Source organism: Leptotrichia sp. oral taxon 417 (assembly GCF_013394865.1).
GTDB lineage: Bacteria > Fusobacteriota > Fusobacteriia > Fusobacteriales > Leptotrichiaceae > Leptotrichia > Leptotrichia wadei_A.
This window is the reverse complement of sequence record NZ_JABXYV010000001.1, coordinates 44,434-69,423: the sequence shown is the minus strand read 5'-3', so window position 1 is coordinate 69,423 and position 24,990 is coordinate 44,434. Positions and strand designations below refer to the sequence as shown.

The 24,990-nt window shown below is 27.2% G+C and carries 29 protein-coding genes; 4 read left to right on the top strand and 25 right to left on the bottom strand.

What is annotated here, in order from left to right; translation table 11 throughout:
- Window positions 1-193 precede the first annotated feature (193 nt).
- The 25 genes from HW276_RS00310 to dnaA all read right to left on the bottom strand — a co-directional run bounded on the left by HW276_RS00310 (window position 194) and on the right by dnaA (window position 23,000).
- Window positions 194-1,093, bottom strand: coding sequence for a hypothetical protein (locus HW276_RS00310; protein WP_021745704.1), 900 nt, complete (start codon window positions 1,091-1,093; stop codon window positions 194-196).
- A gap of 15 nt (window positions 1,094-1,108) precedes the next feature.
- Window positions 1,109-1,384, bottom strand: a complete 276-nt coding sequence (locus tag HW276_RS00305; RefSeq protein ID WP_178936975.1) for a hypothetical protein — start codon at window positions 1,382-1,384, stop codon at window positions 1,109-1,111.
- Between the two features lie 363 nt (window positions 1,385-1,747).
- Complete coding sequence (locus tag HW276_RS00300) at window positions 1,748-2,449, bottom strand: hypothetical protein (RefSeq protein WP_178936974.1); 702 nt, start codon at window positions 2,447-2,449, stop codon at window positions 1,748-1,750.
- Between the two features lies 1 nt (window position 2,450).
- Window positions 2,451-2,831 carry a hypothetical protein gene (locus tag HW276_RS00295; RefSeq protein WP_178936973.1) on the bottom strand — a complete coding sequence of 127 codons (381 nt, stop codon included), beginning with the start codon at window positions 2,829-2,831 and terminating at the stop codon, window positions 2,451-2,453.
- 129 nt (window positions 2,832-2,960) lie between these two features.
- Window positions 2,961-3,296, bottom strand: a complete 336-nt coding sequence (locus tag HW276_RS00290) for a hypothetical protein (RefSeq protein WP_178936972.1) — start codon at window positions 3,294-3,296, stop codon at window positions 2,961-2,963.
- A 24-nt stretch (window positions 3,297-3,320) separates the two neighbouring features.
- On the bottom strand, window positions 3,321-4,280 hold the full coding sequence (locus tag HW276_RS00285) for a hypothetical protein (protein WP_178936971.1): 960 nt from the start codon (window positions 4,278-4,280) through the stop codon (window positions 3,321-3,323).
- Between the two features lie 9 nt (window positions 4,281-4,289).
- Window positions 4,290-4,466, bottom strand: a complete 177-nt coding sequence (locus HW276_RS00280; protein WP_178936970.1) for a hypothetical protein — start codon at window positions 4,464-4,466, stop codon at window positions 4,290-4,292.
- Between the two features lie 236 nt (window positions 4,467-4,702).
- Window positions 4,703-5,776 carry an SMI1/KNR4 family protein gene (locus HW276_RS00275; protein WP_178936969.1) on the bottom strand — a complete coding sequence of 358 codons (1,074 nt, stop codon included), beginning with the start codon at window positions 5,774-5,776 and terminating at the stop codon, window positions 4,703-4,705.
- A 36-nt stretch (window positions 5,777-5,812) separates the two neighbouring features.
- Window positions 5,813-6,103, bottom strand: coding sequence for a hypothetical protein (locus HW276_RS00270; protein WP_178936968.1), 291 nt, complete (start codon window positions 6,101-6,103; stop codon window positions 5,813-5,815).
- 262 nt (window positions 6,104-6,365) lie between these two features.
- A complete protein-coding gene (locus HW276_RS00265; RefSeq protein ID WP_178936966.1) occupies window positions 6,366-6,758 on the bottom strand; it encodes a hypothetical protein in 393 nt (130 codons plus the stop codon).
- Window positions 6,759-7,165: 407 nt separating this feature from the next.
- Window positions 7,166-7,687, bottom strand: coding sequence for a hypothetical protein (locus tag HW276_RS00260; RefSeq protein WP_178936964.1), 522 nt, complete (start codon window positions 7,685-7,687; stop codon window positions 7,166-7,168).
- A complete protein-coding gene (locus HW276_RS00255; protein WP_178936962.1) occupies window positions 7,687-7,989 on the bottom strand; it encodes a hypothetical protein in 303 nt (100 codons plus the stop codon). The genes HW276_RS00260 and HW276_RS00255 overlap by 1 nt, the downstream gene beginning before the upstream one ends.
- A gap of 303 nt (window positions 7,990-8,292) precedes the next feature.
- Window positions 8,293-8,676 carry a hypothetical protein gene (locus tag HW276_RS00250; protein WP_255460251.1) on the bottom strand — a complete coding sequence of 128 codons (384 nt, stop codon included), beginning with the start codon at window positions 8,674-8,676 and terminating at the stop codon, window positions 8,293-8,295.
- A 38-nt stretch (window positions 8,677-8,714) separates the two neighbouring features.
- Window positions 8,715-8,849 carry a hypothetical protein gene (locus tag HW276_RS11645; protein ID WP_255460250.1) on the bottom strand — a complete coding sequence of 45 codons (135 nt, stop codon included), beginning with the start codon at window positions 8,847-8,849 and terminating at the stop codon, window positions 8,715-8,717.
- A 466-nt stretch (window positions 8,850-9,315) separates the two neighbouring features.
- Entirely contained in the window at window positions 9,316-9,879 is a 564-nt protein-coding gene (locus HW276_RS00245; RefSeq protein ID WP_178936960.1) for a hypothetical protein, read from the bottom strand.
- A gap of 872 nt (window positions 9,880-10,751) precedes the next feature.
- Window positions 10,752-12,419 carry an AAA family ATPase gene (locus HW276_RS00240; protein WP_178936958.1) on the bottom strand — a complete coding sequence of 556 codons (1,668 nt, stop codon included), beginning with the start codon at window positions 12,417-12,419 and terminating at the stop codon, window positions 10,752-10,754.
- A gap of 294 nt (window positions 12,420-12,713) precedes the next feature.
- Window positions 12,714-13,280, bottom strand: a complete 567-nt coding sequence (gene pth, locus HW276_RS00235) for an aminoacyl-tRNA hydrolase (protein ID WP_147002652.1) — start codon at window positions 13,278-13,280, stop codon at window positions 12,714-12,716.
- A gap of 236 nt (window positions 13,281-13,516) precedes the next feature.
- Window positions 13,517-15,409, bottom strand: coding sequence for a tRNA uridine-5-carboxymethylaminomethyl(34) synthesis enzyme MnmG (mnmG, locus tag HW276_RS00230; RefSeq protein WP_178936957.1), 1,893 nt, complete (start codon window positions 15,407-15,409; stop codon window positions 13,517-13,519).
- A 25-nt stretch (window positions 15,410-15,434) separates the two neighbouring features.
- Window positions 15,435-16,349, bottom strand: a complete 915-nt coding sequence (locus HW276_RS00225; RefSeq protein WP_147002650.1) for a lipopolysaccharide kinase InaA family protein — start codon at window positions 16,347-16,349, stop codon at window positions 15,435-15,437.
- A 37-nt stretch (window positions 16,350-16,386) separates the two neighbouring features.
- Window positions 16,387-17,415, bottom strand: coding sequence for a lipopolysaccharide assembly protein LapB (locus HW276_RS00220; RefSeq protein ID WP_178936956.1), 1,029 nt, complete (start codon window positions 17,413-17,415; stop codon window positions 16,387-16,389).
- Between the two features lie 131 nt (window positions 17,416-17,546).
- Window positions 17,547-18,335, bottom strand: coding sequence for a spherulation-specific family 4 protein (locus HW276_RS00215; protein ID WP_178936952.1), 789 nt, complete (start codon window positions 18,333-18,335; stop codon window positions 17,547-17,549).
- 139 nt (window positions 18,336-18,474) lie between these two features.
- Window positions 18,475-19,518 (bottom strand): DciA family protein, encoded by a 1,044-nt coding sequence (locus HW276_RS00210; protein ID WP_178936951.1) that lies wholly within the window; start codon window positions 19,516-19,518, stop codon window positions 18,475-18,477.
- Between the two features lie 137 nt (window positions 19,519-19,655).
- A complete protein-coding gene (locus HW276_RS00205) occupies window positions 19,656-20,744 on the bottom strand; it encodes a DNA replication/repair protein RecF (RefSeq protein WP_178936949.1) in 1,089 nt (362 codons plus the stop codon).
- 47 nt (window positions 20,745-20,791) lie between these two features.
- Entirely contained in the window at window positions 20,792-21,025 is a 234-nt protein-coding gene (gene yaaA, locus HW276_RS00200; RefSeq protein WP_178936947.1) for a S4 domain-containing protein YaaA, read from the bottom strand.
- A 625-nt stretch (window positions 21,026-21,650) separates the two neighbouring features.
- The gene (gene dnaA / locus HW276_RS00195; protein ID WP_178936945.1) at window positions 21,651-23,000 is read right to left on the bottom strand and encodes a chromosomal replication initiator protein DnaA; all 1,350 of its coding nucleotides are present in this window, start codon (window positions 22,998-23,000) and stop codon (window positions 21,651-21,653) included.
- Window positions 23,001-23,502: 502 nt separating this feature from the next.
- Between dnaA and HW276_RS00190 the strand changes: the two genes are divergently transcribed.
- The 4 genes from HW276_RS00190 (at window position 23,503) to yidD (ending at window position 24,923) form a co-directional block, all read left to right on the top strand.
- Complete coding sequence (locus HW276_RS00190; RefSeq protein WP_178936943.1) at window positions 23,503-23,889, top strand: hypothetical protein; 387 nt, start codon at window positions 23,503-23,505, stop codon at window positions 23,887-23,889.
- Between the two features lie 209 nt (window positions 23,890-24,098).
- Window positions 24,099-24,236 carry a 50S ribosomal protein L34 gene (gene rpmH / locus HW276_RS00185; RefSeq protein ID WP_006805377.1) on the top strand — a complete coding sequence of 46 codons (138 nt, stop codon included), beginning with the start codon at window positions 24,099-24,101 and terminating at the stop codon, window positions 24,234-24,236.
- A gap of 157 nt (window positions 24,237-24,393) precedes the next feature.
- Window positions 24,394-24,714 carry a ribonuclease P protein component gene (rnpA, locus tag HW276_RS00180; RefSeq protein WP_147004529.1) on the top strand — a complete coding sequence of 107 codons (321 nt, stop codon included), beginning with the start codon at window positions 24,394-24,396 and terminating at the stop codon, window positions 24,712-24,714.
- Window positions 24,714-24,923, top strand: a complete 210-nt coding sequence (yidD, locus tag HW276_RS00175; protein ID WP_147004597.1) for a membrane protein insertion efficiency factor YidD — start codon at window positions 24,714-24,716, stop codon at window positions 24,921-24,923. Before rnpA ends, yidD begins: the two co-directional genes overlap by 1 nt.
- The last annotated feature ends 67 nt before the right edge of the window (window positions 24,924-24,990 follow it).

Below are 24,990 nucleotides of genomic sequence, written 5' to 3'. Positions count from 1 at the left end.
TCCAAGATTTTGGGTACACTCCAATATCCTATTGTCGCTCCGGTATTTATTCCCATACTTGAACTATTTGAGCTATAATTATTATGCAATTCTACAGTTTCTGAAGTAGCAACTTATTGAAAAATTTTAAATAAAGCTGCTACTTTACTAAATATTTTTTTACTTCATAGATGGAAATTTTGAGACTTTATTATCATTTTTTTATTACTGAAATTGTATTCAAAATCGCCGCTTTTATATCCAAATTATCCTCCCCTTTTAATTGCTCTTCCAAATCAGGCAACGCTTCAAAAAGCCCTTTTATTCCCAAAAATCTAATTAAATTTGCTTTATCATATATATTATTCGTCAATTTTATATATTTTAAAATAATAGGCACTATTATTCTATCTTTTTCCGTCATATGAATTAATTCATAAACTGTTTTTAAATTATAATTTACATTTTTCAATTCTTCCAACATTTGATCTTCAAATTCCATTTCGGTATCATAATTTCTTTTAGCAGAAATTTTTTTACCATTTATTACTACAAGATTTAATTTTTGTTCCACAATTTCTCTTCTCTCAAACATTATTTTTATAAATTTTAAAACTTCATTTTTAAAAGTTTTTTTTGGGATATAATAAACTCCCTTTTGATACTTAAAGTATTCATCATTCATCCACGAGATTTCAATTTTGTCGTCAACTAAATTAAAATAAACGTTTGCAGTCTTTCCCGGTCCTACCGGTGGTAAGCAGTGATTATAACACCAATCATTTAAAATAGAAACTTCTTCAATATCAACGTCATATCCTTTTTCCTCATATCTTTTATCAATTTTTTCTACTAATTCTACTGCTGTAAATTTTTTTTCTTTTTTTACTTTCAACTCATCATAGGGAAAAGGGATTGTTAAAATTTTTTCTAAACTTTTTCCACTTTTTAAACGATATGCTATAAAATATATATCTCCCAATTTATCATATTTATATTTTTCATTTTTTAATTCACATAAATCTTTCCCATCTACAAAAAATTTCAAAATATAACTTTCATACGAAATCTCTGGGAAGTATTCAAAATCAAAATAAAATTTTTTATTTTTCACGTTTCTTTCCTTTCATTATTTCATTCTATTTTTATTATATTGCACTTTTGTAATTTTTCCGTCTTTTAACATTTGTTTTAGAGTATCATTAGGAACATGTTTTCTTAAATTTTCTGTTATTTCATAAGCATGCCATTCATTATTAGTGCCAGTTGGTTGAAATATTATCATTTTTCCTTTATATATAGCAAACCTCTGTTTTTTGGTCGCCGAATTATAAGAATGATTTTTTAATAAATCATTACCTGTTTTAATATCAGGAATTGAATCGGGACTTGCATTTGGAGGCATTTTAGGTCCTTTATGTTTTGGGGATGGTTTATATTCTCCATTTCCACACCTTGTTTTAAACCTCTATCTATAAGCAACTTTCACTTTTTCTGTTCAGATTATTAAATATATAACTATATTTTAACAGAAAAATTTTTTTTTAGCCATAACAAAAACCTCCAAATATTATATAGTTGTTTTACCATATACTATATTTTGAATTTACACAAAATTATGGACACCCTCTAAATTAACAAATAAACCTACACTAAATTCAATACTTTACTTTTTATTTACACAAAAATTTTTACACACCAAAAAATCTACATACTCTCATGAAAATGTACATATTCATACAGTTATGGAATGTACTCTTAATTTTTCTTAGTCATTAATAGGTTCAAAATCTGGTCTTCGTATATAATGAATAACCGATGGTAGTTCATCCGAAAAAATTTCTATTATTTTTTCATAAAGTTCCTTATAGTTTCCTGAAATTCCTCTATCTGAGCCAAAATATTTTATTTTTCTTGTTATAATAGCAATAATTTCTTTAGGTACAGTTGTAAACTTTCTTTTTGATGTAGGATATTTTTCTTCATTAATTTTTTCAACAATTTCTTCAATTGCATTTATTTTATTTCTGTCCATTTCTCTAAATATTTTTATTTTGAGGTCATTAGTTTTTTCATCTATATAATACAACCTTAAAGTCAATAATTCTCTTCCGAGACTTACTTTTCCATACAAAAAATATATATCTTGTTTTTTATAAACAGCAGGTATGTAATGATCTAAAAAATAATCAACTAGACTTTCTTCACTCATAAATTGTTCATATCTTTCTATAGGATTTAATTTTCCACTTACATCTGACAATAAATCTTGTCTAGAATAATAAAACAAGTTTCCACTAAAGTATAGGGTCATTTTTGACGCCATTCCGTCATTTGGTGATTCAAATAATATTTCAAAGTCACTACCTAAAGGCATATCTTCATCATAAATAGTAGGAATCTGTTCTTTTGAATACACAACTAGACTTAAAAGCAATAAAAAAATTAAAAAAAATTTTTTTGAAAACATTCTATCTACCTCTTTCCATTTCTTCTCTTATTTTTTTCATTTTCAATTCCTGTTGTTGTTCTTCTTCTTTGGTTAAATTATTAAACATAACACTAAGATAAGTTGCTCTAAAATCTAAATTATGATCCTGTCGTATCATATTTTCTGTTATATCGTCTTTCTCTTGAAAATCTCCTGTTAATCCAAATTTTGTTTCTGTAGTAGATTTTTCTTTAAAACCTGTACCAACAGTTCTATATTCTTCTATATCTCCAAATACAGCCATTTCGTCTTCTCCATCTTCAATGTTACTTATTTTTATTCCATCTTTACTAAGCCAAGTATCTGTATAATCACGACCTTTAAATCTAATATAACTTGTTGAAACTTTATAATTATTCAAAATTGGGGCTGTTGTTGTGTTATTTCCACACCTTGCTTTAAACCTCTATTTATAAGCAACTTTCACTTTTTCTGTTCAGATTATTAAATATTTCTATAACTATATCTTAACAAATAGAAAACTAGTTTTCTATTTATTTGTCCAAGATTTTGGGTATACTCCAGTATTATCTCCAAGCACAACGTTACTTCCAATTGAATTTACATCGCCTAATATTACAGCGTTCTCTCCAAGCATTAGGTTACTTGCTGAATTTTCTTCAGCATGTGAATTTTTGTAGCTGCTTTTTGATGACATGAAACCTTTGCTTGTGCTTTTTGATTCGTTTTCGTAGCTGTTTACGACTGATTCAGCGTTCACATTTCCTGTGATTGCTAGCCCTGTCGTGTCTTGAGCAATGAATGACAAACCTTTTAAATTCATATCGCCGATTGTTCCAGAGGCTGAATTTACTGAGATTCCCATCTTTTAATTTTTTAAAAAAGTTATTTATAAAAATTTAATCTCTTGAATAAAAACCTCTGGATAATATTCCTCTTCAATCAATACTTCTAATATGATATTCGAAAAAATATATTTATGTGAATTCCAATCATCAGAACTATCAATGCCTAAATTGTCATAATCAGAATATTTGCAAAATTTTGAATTTTGAGTTTCAACAAAATAAAAATTTTCTTTATTTTGTGCTATATCAAAAAAATCTTCTGTATTTGCGTATTTTTTATGTATATATTGAAAATTGTTTATTTTATCTTTATCATATTTGATAATAAAATAATATTTTTTATCAACTTCTATTTTTATTTTTAAATTTTCAATATCTTCTATATGGCAACAAGTAATATTTCTTTTTAATTCTAAAACAGAATTTATTTTTTCTGTAATTTTCTCATTTGTTAATTCCATAGTATGTTCTTTCTTTATTTTTAAATCTTTTTTTCGCTTATACAAATCTAAAAGTACTTTTTTCAAATTATTTTCCATTTCTTTTTGAATAACATTTGTTTTTCCTATTAATGGCTTTGTATTTTTTCTCAAAACTATTTCATATTTACTGCTCGAGTCTATAAAAACTAGAATATCTGAATTTTTATAATTTTTTAAATACCAACCAATATAAATTGGATTTTTAAATTTATAAATTAAAGATATTTTTTCAATTTCTTTAATATTTATTAAATTATCTAACGACATAAATAAATCCATTTTTCTAATTCCTAAAATATCATTTTTACAAAATGAAAAAACTACTTTTTCAGTAAGATATTCTATATTTTCTTTAATATCAATAAAATTAAAAATCACATCCAAATTATCATTATTTTCTTTCAAATATATTTGAGAAACATTTCCTTTATACTCAAAAGAATAAAATGGTACTAATTCCTCGCCAGTTTCATATTCAATCCATTCAAACGCTTCTCCTTTTTTTATAAGTCGTCCCATAAATCACCTCTAAAACCTAATTTCAATATGTTTACTTTTACTTACCCAGATATCGATAGTTGGAGTTTTTAAACTGCTAGAACTACTTCTAACTGCAATTTTTATTTCTTTACCATTTATCTTTATTTTTCCTGAAAATCCTTCTGCTATGCTCGATTTAAAAAATTTTATATTAGTTGGTTTCAATCTATTGAATATTTTTTTGCAACTTCATAACCTTTAAATTTCGAATGATAATTATTTGTTCCCTTAATTAGAATCGAAATTAATTATGATTTTATATTCTTCTTTCTTAGAATAAATGGAGTGTACCCAAAACCTTACCTTTCTTTTCATTTCCTAAATTCAAACTTTTTTGTATTATTTTAATATAACAGTTCTTTAGCTTTTCACTAAACTATCACTCAGAAATGAAGAAAACTTTATCCTATGTTTATAATATCCCCAGATACTGAAACATCTTTTAACTCTTCAAGTTCCGGATTATATCTTTTAATTAAATCTACAACATATTCGCTGAAATTCATTCCTGTTTCCTTTAAAGTCCTGTTCTCTCTGCTGTAATGGTATACTTTTAAATCATTATCCCTTGTAGTTATAAAAATGTATTCAGACCTATTTTTCAATTCTATCACAAAAAACTTTCCACAAGCAACATCATAAAACTCATCTTCTATTAAATATTCCTCAAGTGTAAAGTTTGTCAATACTACTTCCCTTACACTACAATCATTATAAAATATCAATTCTTCTTCTCCTAATAATCCTCCCAAACTTTTCCCTGCTATACTTAAAAATTCCCTGAAATCTCCCTTCACTTCTATATCATATAATTCTTCTATTCCTCTTATCTCATCATCATTGTATCCTGTAAATTCCTTCCTGTTCTTTTCAAGATATCTTTCAAGAAGGATAAAAAGCTCTTTGTTTTCTTTTCTTTCTGAAGATATATATTCCCTCATTTCCTTTAATCCTGTAATTCTTTTTTCAGATGTATCACACTGTACCAGAAGTTCTCCTATTGATGGAATTTCCAATATAGGTTTTAATTCAGGATTGTATCTTTCTACTAAATCAATCATGTATTCATTAAAATCCATTCCAGTATCCTTTATCTTTTCTTCATTCTCATCAAAACAGTATACCTTTAAGTCTTCATCTACTGTCCTTATATAAAAATAATAGGTTTCCATTTCTATTGAAAATATGAACGGCTTTCTTTTCAGTTCATCATAAAATACTTTTTCTTCAAAATCTTCATCATCTATAAATCCAAAATAATTTTTTCTTAAGAAAGACTGTATACTCCAAAGTTCTCTATAAAGAATTATTGTATAATCTTCAAGTAACCCTCCCCCACATCTTCCAGCATATTTTAAGAACTCCCTGAAATCTCCTTTTGCTTCTATATCATACAGCTTTTCAATCTTAGTTATTTCTTCTTCACTGTATCCTATTGCCTTTCTTTCATTTTTTTTCAGATATTCTTTTAGCATATCCATAAATCTTTCATTCATTTTATCTCCTTTCACTTATGGATTTATTCCTGTTGTTCCTTCATAAATAGTTATTCTCATATCAGGATTATTTTTAAAAAAATCAAATATTGAAGAATTACAGTTTGGACACATACCTCTCACTTCTTTTGATGTATTTTGAACTCCGATATCTACTTTTACTTCCTTACCTGAATAATTATCCTGAATATAACTTGCCAGTTTCTTCTCTGCATGGTTTAGATTCCATACTTTATTCCCATTTCGAGAAATCCCTGTATATGTCTTTACTGATTCACTGTCCTTAATAATAACCTTGTACTTCACATTATTAATAGTAACTTCTTTTGGAGCATTTCCACACCTTGCTTTAAACCTCTATTTATAAGCAACTTTCACTTTTTCTGTTCAGATTATTAAATATTTCTATAACTATATTTTAACAGAAAAATTTCTTTTTAGCCATAATAAAAAACCTCCAAATATTATATAGTTATTTTACCATATATTATTTAGAGGTTTACACAAAAATTTTTACACACATGATAAACTATTATATTTTGAGCTTACACAAAATTATGGACACTTTTTACAAATCATTTATTTTTATTTCTAAATAACTTTCTAATTCTTTTGGCAACATTAAAAATGCTTTTTTTCCCAACAGAACTCTTTTATATTCTTCTAAAGTACAGCTCCAGTCTGGCCAATCATAAAAGTCCGATTCAAACTCTACCCTGTCTTTATATACGGAAGTGAAAAATATCTCTGTTCCTGTTTCAAAGCACTCTATTTCCCCACTCTCCACTCTTTCTATTTCATCCAGTTCATAATCTACATCTGAAACATATTCCATTTCCCATACAGATCCGACTAAATAACCTGAGTAGTTATCATCATACTTTTCAGCTTCTATAATTTCGCATACTAAAGGCCATAATTCTCCAGTTTTAGATAATTTATAAAAAAATTTTACTTTCATTATTTACCTCCTTCTTTATATTTAGGATAAGCCCTCGTTCCGTGATTATTTAAAAAACCTTCTATTTCTACTCCACTTGGAGAAGTCCCTTTCCATTCAATACCTTTTCTTGTTTGTTCTATTTTAAAATTATTTCTACACCTTATTTTAAACCCCTATTTATAAGCAACTTTCACTTTTTCTGTTCAGACTAATAAATATTTCTATAACTATATTTTAACAAATAGAAAACTAGTTTTCAATTTATTTGTCCAAGGTTTTGGGTACACTCCACACTTTTTGAAGGTTTTGTCACATTTTTAGGAACTCGGAATACTCCATCAGATCCCTCTTCAAGAACTGTCGCTCCTTTTCTTGTAGCGACGATTATGTTATTTTTTATTATGTGTTAAAAAAAATTTTAATATTTAACTTTGTAATTTAGATAAAATTTCTCTATATTTTTTTATTACTTTATCTTCTGTCAAAAACTGAATTCCCTTTAATTTATTATGTTCTTTCGATATAATTTCATTTTTACTTATATCATTATTTTGTATTATTTTTTTTAATTTCTTTTTAAAATTTTTCCATATTTTTTTATTATCATGAATCATTTCCAATATCATGTTAATTGAAAATATATCTAGATATTTTAAATCTTTTTCAAACGCACTTATTGTTTTATCTAAAAGATGATTATCTTCTAAAGTTTCAGTTAATATATATAGAATATTCCAGTATTTATCATATTTTAAGTTTATATTCTTCACTTCACTTATTGTTGATAGTATTTTCTCTACTTTTTCTTTTAACCATTTTCTTTCTTCTTTTTTTGAAATATTAAATTTCATATATTGATCAAGATACTCCTCTCTTTGCATATGAAAATAACTTCCATTATAATGTAAAAATATTTTTTTTGCTTCACTATAGTCTTTTATAATCATTATTGTTTCACCGCTTTCCAGAATTCTCCATCTTTTATAAATTTAAAACCATTATCTTTTAAAAAATTTACTTCTTTTTGAAAATATCCACTTGCTTTCATAGGATCATGCGAGAGATAAAAACTTTTTCCTTGCTGTAATTGTCGTTCTAAAAATTTCTTATTTATTTCCCACATATTCGATTCCCCAACTTTATTTAATGCTTCATTCCATCCTTTATCTCCTAAATTAAAATATGTATGTTCCTTACCAGCAGCCTCTATATAAGAAATTCCATCTTGATTGTATTTTCCTAACATCATTTCCACACCTTACTTTAAACCTCAATTTATAAGCAACTTTCACTTTTTCTGTTCAGATTATTAAATATTTCTATAACTATATTTTAACAGAAAAATTTCTTTTTAGCCATAATAAAAAACCTCCAAATATTATATAGTTATTTTACCATATATTATTTAGAAGTTTACACAAAAATTTTTACACACCCTTTGTTTTATTTGAGATAAAACTTTTAAAAATTAGTATATTGATTATTCATAGTATAGTATTCTTCTAAAAAGAAATAAATTTAACAAATCGTATTTTCTTGTAAAGGTATTTCTTTATTTCCAAAAGAAATTATCAATTTTATTTTTTATTTCTATAATATCTTTTATTTCTTTTAAAACTTCTTTATTTTCTGGCAAAATATCTTCATAAGGTAAACTTATCATTATACCATCAACAATTTTTTTATTCCTATATTTTTGAAAAAATATATCAATATTTTCATTATCAAATAAATATCTCCCTGTATATTTATCTTCAGAATATTTAAAATCTGATTTTTTTTGGTATTTTTTTAAAAATTTTTTTATTTTTGGAATTACAGTTTTTATTTCATCACCTATTTTTATGCTATCATCATTTAAGTGTACATATTTTACATCAAAATATAATGTTTGATATTCAGGCTTTTCAATATTTTCTGAAAAAAAATACAACATATAATTGACTTCTAATCCATCATAAATAAACTTTATATTTATTGATTTTTTTTATTAGAAAACTTTATATTTATTTCATTTGGAAATGAAAATACTTCTATTATTTTTTTTAATGATATTCTCGTTATTCCATTTATTCCATAAGTTTCATTTATAAAAGTTTCTGTCATCATCTTCTTTTATTCCCTCCTCCTTTACTAGGTTGTCCTTTTATTAGGAGATTTTTCCATGTCTTTTAATGCTTTATCCATTGCTCTTCTAGCTGATTTTTTGTTTATTTTATCCTCTGGAGTTTTATTTGTTTTTCTATCTAAATCATTGTATTCTTTTTGTGCTTCTTCATATCTTTCTTGTGCACTTTTAACTCTGTCTGGATTAGTTTTTCTATGATTTTTTGTTTTCTCTCTTTATAGCTATGTTCAAGACTTTACTTTTGACAGTTTCAAAAATTTTGAAAACTGGTTTAGAAAATATCATCATATAACTGAAAAATATTCTCTAAAAAGCCCACATAACATTCATGCAGTTCAAAAAATCAATTTTTGGTATAAATGCCATAAATAAAAATTTTAGATTGCAGGAGTTATATGGGAAAATTTGATATAATTAGCTCAATATACATAAAATTTCTTTCTCTAGTTATTCTTTTTTAGAATTTAAAATTTCATTTAACACAGAAATTGCTGTTTCATTATTTGAATCTAACTCTAAAATCTCTTTTGCTACTTTCTCTGTCTCTTCATCATCCATTAAATGTTCTGGAAGTCCATAAAAACTTAGTAAAGTTAATAGATTTTCAAGATTTTTTTCAATTTTTACTGCTTCTCTAGCATGAAAAATACCAACAGCATAAGCTCCTTCTACACAACAAAATGTAAATGATAGCAAACTTGCTGACAAATTCAACCAAATTACATTTTCTGTTTTTTTATACATATACTGTGAAAATCCATAAAAAGTGAAACTTTCTGTAATATCAGCCATATTCCATATTATTTCATATATTTCTTGTTTATTAATATTCACTATTTTTTTATTTGCTTCTTCATACTTTACATTTAATATATCTATCCCAACTTCTTTCAATATATTTAACATATTTTCATCATATTTTTTTAACATATCTTTAGTAAATATCTTTTTCATATTTTTTGTAAACATTTTTCTCATTTTTTTGTTATAAGTTTCTTTTATATTTTTCATTTTTTTATCCTTTTATTTTATAATGCATAGGTAAAAACACTGAATTACTCGACAATAAAATTCTATCAACATTTTTAATTTTTAATTTTAAGTCATCTTTGTCAAAAAAATAGTTATTTTTTTTTATATAAATTTCTTTATTCGCATTAAAAATTTTTATTTGGTCATTATTTAAATAATTGATTTTATAATTATACCTTTTTATTTTAACGAATAACATAATAATTAAACATATTGATATTTTTATTTTATAGAAAAAATAAAATAATAATATTAAAAATATTATTACTATTTTATTTTCGATAAAACTTTTATATTCTAAAATTTTTTCATTTTTACTTTCAAAGAAAAATAATCTTTGTTTTAATTCTTTAAATATTTCTTCATAATTAATAACATTACTTATTATTATACTATTTTTATCGCTTTTAAATAACTCTTCTTGTCTATTAAATAAACTTGTATTATTGGTTGGAAAATTTATTATTATATCTGCTGAATTCAATAAGTTTTTTCTCAGAAAAATCATTTCTATTTTATTATATCTTATTTTTTTACTTTCTGTTCCAAAAAAAATTTCTAAATAATTTTCTGAAAATATTATTTTCTTTTCTTTTAATCCTATTAATAAGTTAAGAAAAATTTGTAATATAACTATAAATATATAAAATATCATAACAAAAACAGCATTAATTAATAAAATATAATAATGTTTTATATCACTTTTTATAAAAAAAATAAATATAGGACTCATAAAGTATACACAAATATATGCAATTAGTAGTATTCTAAATTCACTATAATGATAGTCTAGTTTTTTACTTTTGATCTCAAATTCCACATTGACCTCTCTGTTATCTTACTTTAAACCTCTATTTAAAAACAACCTTCACTTCTTTCCCATAAAATGCAACCCCAATCTTCAAAATATTCTTTATCCCTCTCGCCTTCAATTTCGTATCATATTTCTTCTCATCAATCTGTTTCAAAGCTTTTTGTGCTCTCTTTTCCATTTCATTTTTTGTCTTCGATATTTTAAATTCCATAAGATATGCCTTCTCATTACTTTTTATTGGAATCATCGCAAGATCATATCTTCCATATCCACTCTCATCATTTGAAATAATCTCATATTTCCCCATCAAAAATCCAACAAGCCCTATCATAAACACCTGATAAATCTTCTCCATTTCCTTATCCAAGTCAAAATAACTCAGCATATTTATCATTATTTCTCCCAATGTCTTTTCAAATTTTTTAATATCTCCATTTTCAAGCGCTTTTATCAAAATATTTGTTTTTACTTCTGTTCCAAAAAATCTGTTTAAAAACATATTACCAAAATATTTCCTTATTTCCTTATTTGGAATTCTCAAGTTATAAACATCTGTATATTCTGAAGTTACATCTATTTCCTTCTGCTTTTCATCCTTTGTCAAATATCCACTATATAAAAGTAATTGCCATATTTCATCATCATTATTTAAAAGACTTTTTATTGTTGTTCCATCCGAAATATATTTTTCAATGCTTTCTCCATCAGTAAACCGTTTTAAATCATCATAAACACTCTCCCCAGAATGATCAAGCATATTTTCTAGAAGTGTATTTCCTGAAACATTTGCCCAATATGCCTTGATTTCTTTTTCTCTCACATAATTTACAATAGACCAAGGATTGTATACTTTACTTTCTCCAAAAATATACCCATTATACCATTCTCTAACTTCTTCAATTTTGTATTTCATGTCAAAATACTCAAGCATTTCAATTACTTCATTTTCAAGAAGTCCAAAATATTCTGAATAATCCTTGCTTAAAATCGTATTTACATAAAGATTATTTAAACCAGAGAATATCCCTTCTTTTATGATTCTTGTTATTCCTGTTAAAACACCATATTTCAAGGAATTATTAGTTTTTAATGCTGAGCTGTAAAATGTTTGAAAAAAGTTTATCGCTTCATTGTAGTATCCTTTATCAAAAGCATTTATTATTGGAGCATCGTATTCATCAATTAAAATTATGACTTTTTCTCCATAATATTTATTTAAATAATTTGATAAATCTAGGAGTGATGTTTTAAAATTTCTCTCATTTCCTGTTATTTCCCAAATTTTATCAAACTGTCTTTTTTCAACAATATTTAATTTTTCTCTTAAAAAACTGTACTCATTAAAAATTTTATACATAATATCCTTAATGCTTTCAAGACATTCTTCCCAAGTATCTTCTTTCAAATCCTTCAGTGAAACAAAAATTACAGGATATTTACCCTGTTCACTCATATATTCACTATCATATATTTTCAAATTTTCAAAAAGTTTTTTATTTTCTTCTTTATCTTTTACATCAAAAAAATATCTTAACATCGACATATTCAATGTTTTTCCAAATCTACGTGGTCTTGTAAAAAGTGTTACAGGAGCTCTGTTTATCAATAATTCTTCTATTAACATTGTTTTATCTACATAATAATAATCTTCGTTTATTATTCTTTCAAAATCTTCAATTCCCACAGGAACAGCTTTTTTTCTCATAAAATCATGCCCTCTTTTATTTTCTTAAAAATTATGCTCAAGCTCATTTAAAATTATATAAGCTTTTTTCGACTGTTTAAAAAATCTTTATATTCCCCAAAATCAAGTTTATTTGTATCATTAATTTCATTTCTTTTACTTAAAATCCCAAAGTATTTTACTAATGGATTATTTTTATATGCTGACAAAACTATTTGAACAAAAGCAAATTTTTTGACAATACATAAAATCTTGTTTTTAACTTTTATTCTTAAACAAAAAACTTTCAATAAATTTACTGATATTATAGACAGCTTATTTAGTATTATATTTATTCATTAATTTTTGTACTGTCATATCGTCCTTTATATCATCAATCAAATTAAAAATCTTTTCTCTCGAATCTTTTAAGACTTCCTTTTCTTCTGGCGAAAATTTCCCAAGTACAAATCCCAATGTCTCTTCCTTCGTTTTCGGCTTACCAATTCCAAATTTTATTCGCACAAATTCATTTCCGACATGTGATATAATGGATTTTATCCCATTATGTCCGCCCGCACTTCCATTTTGCTTAATTTTCAATTTTCCAAACTGCATATCCATATCATCATAGATTACAAAAAGCTCAGTTTTGGGATCAATCTTAAAAAATCTGACAGCCTCTCCAATCGCTTCTCCGCTCAAATTCATAAATGTAGTCGGCTTTTGATAAAAAACTTTATCTCCGTTATAATTTGTCTGAACAAACAGCGATTTAAATTTTTCCCTCATATCGCTTATATTATTTTCCTTCAAATATTCGTCAATAAATATAAATCCAATATTATGCCTTGTTAATTTATACTGTTCTCCAGGATTTCCAAGTCCCACTATTAATTTCATTAAATTATTTCTCCTTTTTTACTTTTTTTAGTTATCTGTAAAACTCTAAAAACTCCAATAAATACTATATTTTTTTATGTTCAATTTTCTTATTTTCTTCACTTTATGCCAAGAAGCCTTGAACTCTTAATACAAATACATTGTTGATAATTTTTTAAAGATTTTACTTTTACAGTTATCTATTCTTATCTTATTTGTCACTTGTAAAAATCTATGAATTTCAAAATATAATATTTTTAATTCTTCAAAATTGCAATTAAAAGTGAAATATCATTATAAGTAACTCCACTAATTCTGCTAGCCTGCCCAATCGTTTCAGGCTTTCCATACACAAGTCCAGAAATCGCAATATTACTAAGCCCCTTTACACTTTCATAGTCAAAATCCTCTGGGATTACCATTTTTTCCAGCTTTTTAAATTTCTCAATCTGCGCCTTTTCCCTTTCAATAAACACGTTATATTTCGCATTTATTTCCACTTGCTCCTTCGCCAAATCAGATAATTCCACAGTTTCCACAAATTCACTTAAATTATCATAGTTGATTTCTTTTCTTGCAAGAAATTCAAAGGCTGAAACAGGACTGTTCATACTATTTTTACTATTTTTTTCAATTTCTACATTTTCTGATTGGCTTTGTTTTTCCACAATTTCTAGTAATTTCTCATTATTTTCTTTAGTCGGATAAATAGTAATCTTTTTTAATCTTTCAATTTCATTTTCAATTTCAAAACAAGTATTTTCCAATTCGACTAATTTTTCAGCATTTAGTAGCCCGATTTCCTTCGACTTTTCCAAAAGTCTTATAAAAACATTATCTTGTCGCAAAGTTAGCCTGTATTCAGCTCTCGAAGGCAATACACGATAAGGTTCTGGCGTTTTTTTATTTATTATGTCATCAATCAAAACCCCTATATATCCTTCACTTCTGTCAATCACAATTTCCTTTTTCCCTAAAATTTTTCTCGCAGCATTCACTCCCGCTATAAATCCTTGGCAGGCAGCCTCTTCATATCCACTCGTTCCATTAATTGTCCCTGCCGTGTAAAGTCCATCCAGAACCTTTGTTTCAAGCGTCAATTTCAACTGATGAGCAGGCACAAAATTATATTCCACCGCATATCCATAACGTACAATTTTGGCGTTTTCCAGCCCGCTAATTGTCTTTAGCATCGCTTCCTGTGCAAATGGAGGCATTGCCGTTGTAAATCCATTTATATAAATTTCATCTGATTCCACAGATTCCTGCTCTAGAAATATCTGATGATTTGTTTTTTCTGGAAAGTTCATAATCTTTCTATCAAGCGAAGGACAATGCCGAGGACCTTTTGTACTTACAACTCCTGTCACAATTGGCGAATATTTAAGCATTTCCTGCCCCACACGAATAGTTTCAGGTGTTGTAAATGTCAGCCAAGTTGGCAAAGTTGAGTTATATTCTTTTTTTGTTTCATAAGAAAAATATCGTGGTTTGTCTTCTCCTTTTAATTCCTGCATTTTAGAAAAGTCAATTGAAGATTTGGCAATTCTTGGAGGGGTTGCAGTTTGATACCTGTCCAGTTCAAATCCATATTCTGCAAGCCTATCTGGTAAATCCACGCTTGCAGGCTCTCCTTGCCGTCCTGAAGAATACTTTACATCCCCCATAACATATTCTCCGCCTAAAAAAGTTCCAGTGCACAAGACAACAGCCTTTGCCCCATATTTAATCCCAAGATTATCTTCCACTCCCATAACTTTCTTATCTTCCACAGTCAAATCCACAACAATCCCTTGAACTAATTCTAAATTTTCCTGCTTTTCAATAATTTCCCTCATTTTAATTCTATACCAGTATTTATCAGCTTGTGCTCTAGTAATTCGTGAAGCCAGCCCCTTCGTATGATTCAAATTTTTCAGCTGCAAATTATAATTGTCAATATGTCTAGCCATTTCTCCGCCTAACATCCCAAGTTCCGACACCAGATGGCTTTTTCCAGGCCCTCCAACCGACGGATTGCACGACATCATCGCAATATTATCAAGATATATTGTAAACAATGCTGTTTTCAGCCCGTATCTAGCAGCAGCAAGTGCAGCTTCCACTCCAGCATGTCCCGCTCCAACAACAATTACATCATAATTTTTCATTTTTTATTTTCCTTTCAATTTACTCTTATTTTTTTCTTTTAAAAATATTTCTAAATGGACGTGTAATATCCATAAAATCAACATATCTCTTATGTTTTCTAATATAATATCTCAAAAATCTAAAAACTGTCTCTTCCCGCTGTTTATAACACTTCGCATATTCATCAGCAAAAATTTTTGCTATTTTTTCATTTTCCATCATTCTTGAAACATTTTTCATTCTTCTATTTAAATTAAGTTTCACATTAAACTTCATTCTATTCAAATCCACAAGATAAAATTCATAATTCCCGCTTTTATCCTTAATTAGCACATTTCCAGGCGAATAATCCTCAAATTCCACTCCATTTTCATGCAAATTAAATGAAAATCTTGCAAACTGCTTTATTATTTTTTCACGATTTTTTTCAACTTTTGCAAACATTCTTTCCATTTCTTCACTTATTTTATAATTTTCCCCTTGCTTAGCCTTTTCCTCCTCAATATCCTCAGGCCAGAAAACTTCCCTGCAGGTAAAATCATATTTCAGCTCTTCACTTATATAATAACTATTTTTTTTATTATTTTCATTCACAAAATCGTCAAAATAAGCAATCGGCTCTGGCGTCTTTATTTTGTATTCCAATAATTTTTTTGCATACTCATAAGAACGTTTTGCCTTTGAACCTTTAAATTTATAGAAAAAATTTGTAATAAAATCCTTTCTCTTAAATTTTTTTACATTTATCATTTTTTTATTTTTTAAATCATCAATTTTATTATGTTTTTTTCTTTTTAAATTCACGTTTTCCAAATTATTTTCAAAATCTATTTCAAATCTTTTTATCTCATTTCTCCCAGGTTCTACAACATATTCCCCAGCTTTATCAAAATTTTTCAATACATTTACCAGTGTTTTTTCATCATATTTCCTATTAACTTCATATTTTTTTTCTTCCATTTAAAATCCCCATAATTTTTTTATTTTTTAAATTTCTTTACTTTTCAGAATTTTTCTTGCTTTCCCTTTCAAATTTTCTCTTATTTTTCCTTATTCTTTTTTTCAATTCCTTTGAAAATTCCTTATCTTCCATAATTTTCCCCAACTTATCCACACATTCAAGCGCCTCGTCATATTTATGCTGTAATTCCAGAACATAAGCCAAATTCACATAATGCCTAAAATTTTCAGGCTCTAAAATTATCATTTTATCACAAACTTTCTGTGCATTTTCATAATCTGCAATTTTCACAAAAAATCTTCCCTGCAAATTCAGCATTTTTATTCGTGAAAGTTCCTTATTTTCATTTGTCGCATTTTCATAGTTTAAAAGCAATAGCCTTATTTCCTCATATTGCTCCGCTCTAAATAATATCTCAAAATAATCTTCAAACACGTAATCTTCCACATTTTCACAATTTATGGCAATATTATAATATTTTATAACTTCCTTTATATTATTCGCATAAGCCATTGTATCGCCCATTCGTGCATAAAGTGAAAATTCCTCCACTTCATTAAATTTAGAATTTAACAATTTTTCATATTCAGAAATCGCCTCGTCATATTTTCCCATCATTGTAAGGCAATCTCCCTTTTCAACATACGCTTCCGAACTTTCAGGCTCCATTTCTATCGCAATATTAATATTTTCAATTGCCTTTCTATAATACTTCAACAAAGCATAGGACATTCCCATATTAAGATACACAAAATAATTTTTTTCTATATCTAAAAATTTTTTATAAAGCGAAATCGCCTTTTTCAGTCTTCCCAGCGACTGATAAACAAATCCCAACGTAAAAAGCGTATCCTTGCTCTCAGGATACTTTTTATACAATTTTTCAGCATACTCCTTCGCTTCCTCAAACATCCCAAAATCTGTATAAATTTTGGAAAGTGTCATAAGCGCCGAATAGTTGCTCTCATCAATTTCAAGCACCGACTTCAAATACACAAGCGCATCGTCATACTTGTAATTTTCCATCGACTTATCCGCTTCCTTCAATAATTCTTTAATATACATTTTTTCTCCATTTATATTTAAATTCTTCTGTAATTTACAAAAATCTATAAAACCCAGTTAATATAGCATTTTTCAAGATCAATTTCTTTATTTCAGGTTACTTTTAACAAATCCAATATATAATAATAAAATTACTTATTAATCATATTTACCATTTCCATAAATCTAGATGGCTCCCTATCATAAGGATTTGGCATAACATCATCTGTTATCATAAGCCACCCTGCATTTCTCTCTCTTGATAATCTTATAATTCTTGCATATTCCTTAGGATTAGCGCTATGCACAATATGCCAGATATGTTTTGCATTCACCTTATTTTTTTCAAAATCAGATTTCGGCTTCTCAAACTTATTAACATACACATTTGCACTTACTTCGCTTGTTACGAAAATATCCGCATAAGGCGAAATTGCATCAGTAATCGGCGCTCCTGGATTAGCAATTACAAGATTACTTTTAGACTTCCCTTTTACATAATCAAAAATTTCCTTCATATAATTTACCTGCTTCAAAGTATCCGAAGCAATTTCATCAAAAAAGAATCCATTTATATTATCCCTGCCATAAAACTCCAAATATCTGTCAACTTCATCTTTCACTTTCTCAATATTTCTTTTCTGATAATTTGTAGAAATATAAGCAATGTTTTTTATCCCAGCTTCCTTGTTCTTCTTGATTTGAGTCACGTAATTCATTTCAATCTTTTTCCCTGCCCCGTTATCTGGATTTATCAGCACATAGGGAACTTTATCCTTCCCAAGTGCCAAAATATCATCCCAAAACGAATTTTCCCCATCTGGATAAGTATACGTTGTAGCAATTACAGACTGTTTCATCTTTGCATTGTTATCAATATTTTCACTTGAAAATCCATTAATTCCCAACATTATTCCAACTATCAAAAATATTTTTTTCATTATTTATTTTTTACTCTCTTTCTTCTTTTGAATCAAATAGTTAATACTAAATCCTATCAAATAAAAATAACATAAGATATATTATTTTAACATATTTTTTGAAATAATTGTAATTTTTCGATAAAATGGCAAAATAAAATCAATACCTCCTGCTATTTTCAAGCCTAAACCTGACATCCCTTTTCAACCTTCTCAAAACTGCCTTTCTTTCAATCTTAAAGACCTCCTCATTATCACTTCCAATTTTATAATCCACATAATTTTTTATAAATTTTTCCACATCTTCCCGTGATTCGCTCCGAATTTCAAACTCATAATCTCCATTTACAGAAATTTCCTTATTTTTTTCCACACAATAATAAAGCATATCGTTATAAGTCTGCTGTGCCAAAATATCCCGTGCCTTATAGTATGTGGATTTATCTGTATTTGCTATTCTAACTGCCTGTTTTTCAGATATATACGGATTATCTTTTATTAAATTTGATATTTTCTGAAATTTCCAATTTTTCTCATTCATTCTGCACTCAAAACACAATTTTTCATTGCTTTCCTGCAAAAACAGAATTTTACATTTCTCGCATTCAACATACCCAATACTTTTCAAATATTTTTCTCTCTTTTTCAATTTTATTGCAACTTTTTCCAAACTTCTAGCAATATCTTCATACTTTTTATCAATTTTATCAACATTTCTATGAATTTCCTTAATTTCCTCTGGAGAAAGTACAATATCCTTTATTTTTTCAGTAATTTTATTTTCTGATTCAACATTTATTTTCTTTTTTCCAATATTTCCCCTCGGAATTTCTCCAACTCGAATTGTCCCTCTATTTTCCTCATTTTCAATAAGTTCATCCAGCAAATCACGTTTTACCTTATAATTTATTTTCATAAACTCTATGCTTTCCACAAATTCTCCATTCAGGAAAGTATTTATTTTTTCCCTTATGACTTCTGCGCACATTATTGTCGTATGATAAATAACATTGTCATTAATAACTACAACTAAATTTTTATTAAACAGCCCCTTTGGATTAGTTTTTTCACCAATCGGACCATTCACGATCTGCTTCCAGTTTCTTTTAATTTTCAAAAAAATATATTTCTCATTTTTCAAAAGTGAACTTTTTTTCTCAACCGCCTCTAATGCCAAACTTTTTAATTCTCTAATTCCTTCCATTTTTCAACCCTTTTATTTATTTTTTTATTTTAAATCTATTAATAAACCAAATTTTTTTATATTATTATCTAACTGCAATCGTAAAATTATATAATTGTCAAGCAAACTATCCAAAATACAGCAAAACCATAAAAAAATTATTCTGCTGTAACTTTTCCCCTTTCCACAATGAATTTTTTCCCTTCTATCCCCAAATCCTCTGTTGAAGTTATAAAACATTGAATTTTTTTATTCAAAAAATAATTTAAAATGCTCTTTTTTCTCACTTCATCAAAATACGAAGCAATGTCATCCATAATAAAGATCGGATACTCATTTTTTTCTTTTATTAAAATATCAATTTCCGAGATTTTCAGCGAAAAAATTATAGATTTTTTTTCTCCCTGAGAAGAATATGCCTTTGCATTTTTCCCATTTAATTCAAAAATAAAATCATCCTTTTGCGGTCCAAGCAAACTATACCCTAAAAATTTTTCTCTTTCACTTTTTCTTTTGCACATTAACTCAAAATTCCCCTTCAACTCTTCCCTGGTTTTCTTTTCCACATCTCCAAGAAAACAGTCGTATTTTAATTTAAGTTCCGAATTTTCATCAAATAACTTTCTATAATTTAGATTTAGCAAAATTGATAATTTTTTTATAAATTCCCGCCGATTTAAAACAATATTCAGCCCTTCCTCAATAAATTTTTCATTATAAATTTTATAAATTTCCTCTCCAGTCTTTTTTTCCTTTATAAGTTTATTTCGCACCTTCAATATTTTCTCAAAATTTACAATCGACTGCAAATATTCCCTTTTTGCCTGCGAAATTTCATAGTTAAAAAAACTTCTCCTAACCCCAGGATTTCCCACAATTAGCTCAATATCTTCAGGAATAAATGAGATAATATTCAAAAGTCCCACATAATTTATATATTTATTTTTTTCCCTGTCAATATAAAAATCCCTTCTATCCTCATTCACATCAATAGCAATAACATTTTCCGATAAATCCCTATGCTGGTATTTCCCAAACACAATTAACCTGTTCAAATTATACTTGCGAATCTCCCTTACCTTCTTAGTCCTAAAGCTTTTCCCCGTAGCCAAAAAATAGACAGCCTCAATAAGTGATGTCTTTCCCTGTCCATTTCTCCCATATATTAAATTAAAATACCTGTCAAACTTCAACTTTCCATCCACAAGGCAACGAAAGTTATTAAAACTAATCTGATCCAAATACATTGATATTTCTTCCCCTTCATACTACACTAAATCTCAAAAAATTATTTCTATTTTTTTCTCACTGTTATCTTTTCCCCAGCAAATTCCACAATATCCCCATCATAAATTTTTTTTCCACGTCTTGTTTCCACAACATCATTTACTTTCACTTCACCATTTTGAATAAACATTTTCGCTTCCACTCCAGAACCTGTAAGATTCGCCCACTTTAACAGCTGATCTAATTTTATAAACTCAGTATTTATCGCAATTTCTTCAATTTCATTATCTATTTTTCTCATTTTCTCTTCTCCTTATATTTTTTTTATTTCTCTTTCAATCATTAATAAAATTAATGCTTAATTTTTCTGTGGAAAACTCATTTTTTTTGTGGAAAACTTTTTCCACAATTTTTCCACATCTTTTCCACAATTGCAGTTTATCCCCATTTTTACTAACTTTTTTAACTATTTACTTTTCCACATTGCATTGTGGATATAAATTTTATATATGTGGAAAACTTTTTAAATTTTTTATTTATATAATTTTTTATCAATTTATATTTAATTTAATATTAACTAAAACTGATTTATCCACAAATGTGGAAAACTTTTTTTAACAATGTGGATAACTAAATTTCAGTTTTACACAATTATATTTTACTTTTCCACAATCATAGTATTAATCGTAAATTTTAACAATCTTTTTCCACAAAAATTGTGGAAAACTTTCCAACATACTGTGGATAACTAATTTTTACTTTTCCACAATGATAAAATTTATTTTTTTAATTAATCAGAATATAATTATATTGATAATAAATATTTATAAAAATTTAGATTGTTGAAAACTTTTTCCACAGTGGAAAACTCCAGATTTTTTAATACGAGTTTTCCACAAAGTTTTCCACATGCTTTCCACAATCTTTTACACCTTGAATATTTTCTTGTTTAGCGTGTCAATTTCCTTCTTAAATACAATATCTTCTTTTATTTTCTTATCAATTTTTCTAATACTGCTTATAACCGTGCTGTGGTCTTTTCCGCCAAAAAGCCCGCCAATTGCAGTTAAGCTTAGATCAAGATTATCGTTGTTTTTTAAGAGATACATTGCAATTTGTCTTGTTTCAACTATTTTTTTCTGGCGTTTTTTAGATTTCATATCGGCTACACTGATACTATAATGTGCAGAAATCATTTCTATTACTTTTTGGGCTGTCATTTTAGATTGCTTCCGCTTTACGTTGTGCATAAGCATTTCCTGCACTAATTCCAATGTTATTTGCTCATTCAGCAGTTTTGCCCTTGCATTAAGGTTTGTAAGCGTTCCTTCCAGTTCTCTTACATTTGTATTCAAGGAGTCTGAAATATATTCTAAAATGCTTTCATCTATCTCAATTCCCTGTGCTTCTGCCATATTTTTTAAAATCATCATGCGAGTTTCATAGCCAGGGCTTTGTATTTCCACAGTTAAGCCTGATAGAAATCTTGATTCCAGACGTTTTGACAGATTTTTTATCTCCTTTGGCGACTTGTCGCTTATCATTATTATCTGCTTTCCTAGTTCCTGCAGCTTGTTAAAAGTGTGGAAAAACTCCTCTTCCACTGTTCCTTCTCCACGTCCAAAGACCTTTTCAAAAAACTGTATGTCATCCAGAAGAAGCACATCTAAAGCACGAAAGGTGTCCCGAAAATGCTGAATCCGTCCACTGTTTAAAACTTTGAAAAACTCATTTGCAAATTCTTCTGAAGTGGAATAATAAACCCGTTTTGTCGGATCCTTTTCCAAGATTGCGTTTCCCACAGCCTGCATAAGATGGGTTTTTCCAAGCCCTGAACTCCCAAAGATGAAAAGCGGGTTGTAAACAGTCGGGTTTTTCACAACTGCAAGACACGCATTATATGCCAGCCTGCTGTTTTCCCCAACTACAAAATTATCAAGCCGATGTCTAGGATTTAATCCTGTGTGAATTGGAGCTTTTTCCCTTGTTTCCTTTGGAAGTCTGTGTACTTCATTCTGATACAGCATTACATCCTGTTTTTTTACTTCAAACTTCATTGTAATTTCCTCATCAGTCACAATTTCCACAATTTCTTCCATCTGGCTTCTATACTTTTCCACACTTTCCTTTATCAGTTTAGAATTACAGGTAAGCGTAAATATGTTATCTTCTATTTTTTCTGCCTTTACATTCTCAAAAAAAAGCTCAAATTCTCCTTCGCTAATCTTCCTTTTCATAGTTTTTTTCACTTTTTCCCACAATTTCACGACATCCATCTGCTATTTCCCTTCTTTTATTATTAATTTATAGTAAAATTACTATCGTGTAACCTCTAATTTGATTTAACTATAACATATATAAAATAAATAATCAAGATTTTGAAAAAAAGTTTTCCACATACTTTTCCACATAGGGAAAATACTAACAAAACCTTTATTTATCACAATAATTTCACTTTCTTAAATACTTTTCCACAAAATCTTATATTCCCATTTTTAAGCACTTTCCACAGGTTTTCCACAATTGATTTAGTTTTCCACATCCTATGTTGATAACTATGTGGATAACATTGTGGAAAAAAGTTTTCCACAAAATCGGCAAAAGTTTTCCACAGGTTATCCGCTGGCAATCCCTTTATTCATCGGTATTCCCACATTTCCACAGTGCATAATAATAATATATATATTAATATATATTATATTAGTTATTATAGGAATGTGGAAAACTTTTCAAAAAATTAAAAATATGATATACTAAAAATTAGGAGGAATATACAATATGAATATAAAAATAAAAATTATTATCTGGCTTTTTATATGGATAATAACTTTTTGTAGTTCTCAAATATTCTGTTTAACAGAAATACAAAAAGTTTTAATAGAAATAATTAATTCATATACTTTTGCATATATAGCTATTGAATTAATCATAGAGACTCTTTTTTCAAAATTAAAATATTATTATATCATAATTATAAGTATTATTGATTTAATAATTTCATTATTCTATAAAAACACATTTGCTATATGCCTTTCAATTTTTGCTTTAACATTACTAATACTTGTTATAGAAAAAGTTCCACTAAAAAAATATTTAAAATCCAAGCAAAAAAAAAGAATTATTATTAAAAGTATTTTTAATATTATCAAGTTTTTTATTATATAGTTTTTTCTTTTCTTTTATTATTCCAAAATATTTAACTGTAAATTATATATTTGCTCCTTTTATATTTGAATATATAAAAATAATTATAAACTCAGTACAAATCAAAATTTAAATATAAACGGCTTAAAACTTGACTTTTTTTTGAATATTGTATATAATATTTATAAAAGACAATAACTTTTTTAAAAACACGAAAGAAAGGATAAGAAATGACTAAAAGAACATATCAACCAAATAAAAGAAAAAGAAAAAAAGATCATGGATTTAGAAAAAGAATGCAAAATAAAAGCGGAAGAAATGTTTTAAAGAGAAGAAGAGCTAAAGGAAGAGCTAAATTATCAGCATAACCCGGTGTTAAATTCAACACTGGGTTTTTAAAAGCATTAATCTAAACAAATAGGAGAGCTTTTTTATATAATAAAGATTTCTTGAAATTTGTCTGAATTTAAAGATTTTGAATATCTATTAAGCTCTCGTTTATCTTAAAATCTAAAGAAGAGAAATATGTCTATTAACAAAATAAAGAAATCAAAGGATTTTTCATTAATATATAACAAATCAAAAAAAATGCATACAAAGTATGCTATTATTTTTATAAGAGAAAATAATAAACAGCGATTTGGCTTTGTAGCCAGCAAAAAAACTGGAAATGCAGTTCAAAGAAATAGAATAAGAAGAATTTTTAGGGAATTTGTGAGAATACATAAGGATAAATTTAAAGAGAATACTGATTATGTATTTGTCGGCAAATCTATTTTGAAGGATAATTTAAAAAATTTAAAGTATAAGGATATAGAAAAGGATATTATCAAGGTGATAAAATGATAAAAAAAATATTATTATTTATGATAAAAATTTATCAAAAGGGCATTTCACCTTATTTAGGGAGAAGATGCAGATTTTATCCAACTTGTTCGGAATATTCACGACAGGCAATTACAAAATATGGAGCAGTAAAGGGGACTTACCTGACAGTAAAAAGGTTGTTAAAATGTCATCCTTTTCATAAGGGTGGATATGATCCGTTAAAATAAAAAAAGAGAAAGTTTAAAAATTAAAAAAAGTTTCACGCAAAAAGGCAAGTGAAATTTTATTATAAAA

Coding starts and splice junctions, on each gene's coding strand:
- rnpA (WP_147004529.1), top strand. CDS start 24,394: ATGTCTATTAACAAAATAAAGAAATCAAAGGATTTTTCATTAATATAT.
- HW276_RS00205 (WP_178936949.1), bottom strand. CDS start 20,744: ATGTATTTGGATCAGATTAGTTTTAATAACTTTCGTTGCCTTGTGGAT.
- HW276_RS00215 (WP_178936952.1), bottom strand. CDS start 18,335: ATGAAAAAAATATTTTTGATAGTTGGAATAATGTTGGGAATTAATGGA.
- HW276_RS00225 (WP_147002650.1), bottom strand. CDS start 16,349: ATGGAAGAAAAAAAATATGAAGTTAATAGGAAATATGATGAAAAAACA.
- pth (WP_147002652.1), bottom strand. CDS start 13,280: ATGAAATTAATAGTGGGACTTGGAAATCCTGGAGAACAGTATAAATTA.
- HW276_RS00305 (WP_178936975.1), bottom strand. CDS start 1,384: ATGCCTCCAAATGCAAGTCCCGATTCAATTCCTGATATTAAAACAGGT.
- HW276_RS00265 (WP_178936966.1), bottom strand. CDS start 6,758: ATGAAAGTAAAATTTTTTTATAAATTATCTAAAACTGGAGAATTATGG.
- HW276_RS00290 (WP_178936972.1), bottom strand. CDS start 3,296: ATGGGAATCTCAGTAAATTCAGCCTCTGGAACAATCGGCGATATGAAT.
- yaaA (WP_178936947.1), bottom strand. CDS start 21,025: ATGAGAAAAATAGATAATGAAATTGAAGAAATTGCGATAAATACTGAG.
- HW276_RS00190 (WP_178936943.1), top strand. CDS start 23,503: ATGAATATAAAAATAAAAATTATTATCTGGCTTTTTATATGGATAATA.
- HW276_RS00260 (WP_178936964.1), bottom strand. CDS start 7,687: ATGATTATAAAAGACTATAGTGAAGCAAAAAAAATATTTTTACATTAT.
- HW276_RS00250 (WP_255460251.1), bottom strand. CDS start 8,676: ATGTTGTATTTTTTTTCAGAAAATATTGAAAAGCCTGAATATCAAACA.
- HW276_RS00245 (WP_178936960.1), bottom strand. CDS start 9,879: ATGAAAAATATAAAAGAAACTTATAACAAAAAAATGAGAAAAATGTTT.
- mnmG (WP_178936957.1), bottom strand. CDS start 15,409: ATGAAAAATTATGATGTAATTGTTGTTGGAGCGGGACATGCTGGAGTG.
- HW276_RS00300 (WP_178936974.1), bottom strand. CDS start 2,449: ATGTTTTCAAAAAAATTTTTTTTAATTTTTTTATTGCTTTTAAGTCTA.
- HW276_RS00275 (WP_178936969.1), bottom strand. CDS start 5,776: ATGCTAAAAGAATATCTGAAAAAAAATGAAAGAAAGGCAATAGGATAC.
- HW276_RS00210 (WP_178936951.1), bottom strand. CDS start 19,518: ATGGAAGGAATTAGAGAATTAAAAAGTTTGGCATTAGAGGCGGTTGAG.
- dnaA (WP_178936945.1), bottom strand. CDS start 23,000: ATGGATGTCGTGAAATTGTGGGAAAAAGTGAAAAAAACTATGAAAAGG.
- rpmH (WP_006805377.1), top strand. CDS start 24,099: ATGACTAAAAGAACATATCAACCAAATAAAAGAAAAAGAAAAAAAGAT.
- HW276_RS00220 (WP_178936956.1), bottom strand. CDS start 17,415: ATGTATATTAAAGAATTATTGAAGGAAGCGGATAAGTCGATGGAAAAT.
- HW276_RS00285 (WP_178936971.1), bottom strand. CDS start 4,280: ATGGGACGACTTATAAAAAAAGGAGAAGCGTTTGAATGGATTGAATAT.
- HW276_RS00255 (WP_178936962.1), bottom strand. CDS start 7,989: ATGATGTTAGGAAAATACAATCAAGATGGAATTTCTTATATAGAGGCT.
- HW276_RS11645 (WP_255460250.1), bottom strand. CDS start 8,849: ATGATGACAGAAACTTTTATAAATGAAACTTATGGAATAAATGGAATA.
- HW276_RS00240 (WP_178936958.1), bottom strand. CDS start 12,419: ATGAGAAAAAAAGCTGTTCCTGTGGGAATTGAAGATTTTGAAAGAATA.